Source organism: Xanthomonas maliensis, assembly GCF_009192945.1.
In the GTDB taxonomy this organism is placed as follows: Bacteria; Pseudomonadota; Gammaproteobacteria; order Xanthomonadales; family Xanthomonadaceae; genus Xanthomonas; species Xanthomonas maliensis.
This window is the reverse complement of record NZ_NSET01000097.1, coordinates 1-1,833: the sequence shown is the minus strand read 5'-3', so window position 1 is coordinate 1,833 and position 1,833 is coordinate 1. Positions and strand designations below refer to the sequence as shown.

1 protein-coding gene is annotated in these 1,833 nt (G+C 70.2%); it reads left to right on the top strand.

What is annotated here, in order from left to right; translation table 11 throughout:
- On the top strand, positions 1-1,833 hold a 1,833-nt coding region (locus CKY51_RS21535), incomplete at both ends, for a non-ribosomal peptide synthetase (RefSeq protein WP_152249958.1).

Here is a 1,833-nt window from a genome sequence, read left to right as displayed (position 1 = left end):
ATATGTATATAAGAGACAGGTCCCCCCCGACAGCCAGCTGCAGCAGCAACTGCCGGCCAGCCGTGCCTTGCAACGCGCCCGCGTCCTGCTGCTCGACGCGCTGGACACCACCGCAGCGCCGGCTCACGACCACGCTCCCGCCGATACCGGCCTGCAGCCCGATCACCTGGCCTACGTGCTCTACACCTCCGGCTCCACCGGCACGCCCAAGGGCGTGATGGTCAGCCACCGCGGCCTGGTCAATCTGGCGCTGGCGCAGATCGACGCCTTTGCGGTGCGACCCCAGAGCCGCGTGTTGCAGTTGGCCAATATCGCATTCGATGCCTGTCTCTCCGAAGTCTTGATGGCCTGGCTGGCCGGTGCCTGCCTGCATGTCCCACCGGCTGACGCCTTGGCCGGAGAGGCGTTGCTGGAGGTCATGCAGCAACACCGCATCACCCACCTCACCATGACCCCAACGGTGCTGGCCTCGCTGCCGACACCGGCTCATTGCCCCCACCTGCAGACCTTGGTGGTCGCTGGTGAGGCGGCCGATACCGCCCTGGTGCAGCGTTGGCAGGCGCAGGCGCGGGTGATCAACGCCTATGGCCCGACCGAGGCCAGCGTCTGCGCCAGCCTGCATCTGGACGGCGCCAACGACGGCGAACGCCTGCCGATCGGCCGGCCGCTGGCCAATGTGCGCCTGTATGTCCTCGATGCGCACGGGCGCCTGGCACCGATCGGCGTGGCCGGCGAACTGCATATCGCCGGTCACACCCTGGCACGCGGCTACCTCGGCCGGCCGGACCTGAGCGCCGAGCGCTTCGTGCCCGACCCGTTTGCCGAACGACCGGGCCAGCGCATGTACCGCAGCGGCGATGTCGCCCGCTGGCGTGCCGACGGCACGCTCGACTTCCTCGGCCGCAACGACGATCAGATCAAGCTGCGCGGTGTGCGCATCGAGCTGGGCGAGATCGCCAGCGCGCTGCGCGGCTGTACCGGCGTGCAGGATGCCGCCGTGTTGTTGCGCGAAGACGCAGCTGGCGCGCCGCGCCTGGTGGCCTATCTGGTCGGCCACCAGGCGCTGCCCGACCTCGAGCACGTCCGCGTACAGCTGGCCACGCGCCTGCCGGCGGCGATGCGGCCAAGCGCCTACGTGCCGTTGGATGCGCTCCCGCTGACCCCCAACGGCAAGCTCGACCGCAGCGCCTTGCCGGCGCCGGATGCCGATGCCCAACCGACGCAGACCTACGTCGCGCCGGAAGGCGATCTGGAAGTCCTGCTCGCCACGCTCTGGTGCGAGCTGCTCGCCAGCGAGCACGTCGGCCGCCACGCCAACTTCTTCGCCCTCGGCGGCCACTCGCTGCTGGCCATCCGCCTGATCGAGCGCCTGCGGCAACACGGCTGGACACTGCCGGTCCGCACACTGTTCGAGGCCAGCACCCTGGCCGAGGTGGCCGCCGCGCTGCAGCGCAACGACGCCGTCGTGGTACCACCCAACCGCATCGAGGCGTCCTGCACCCGCATCACCCCCGAGCTGTTGCCGCTGGTTGCGCTCAGTCAGAGCGAGATCGATGCCGCGGTGGCCAGCGTGCACGGCGGTGCCGCCAACGTGCAGGACATCTACCCGCTGGCGCCGCTGCAGCAAGGCCTGCTGTTCCATCACCTGGCCAGCCCCGAGCGCGATGCCTATCTCGGCACCAGCGTGCTGGCCTTCGACAGCCGCCAACGCCTGGACGCCTTCGTCGCCGCGCTGGACGCCGTCATCGCCCGCCACGACATCCTGCGCACCGGCTTCGCCTGGCAGGGCCTGCCCGAGCCGGTGCAGGTGGTCTGGCGTCATGCGGCGCTGCC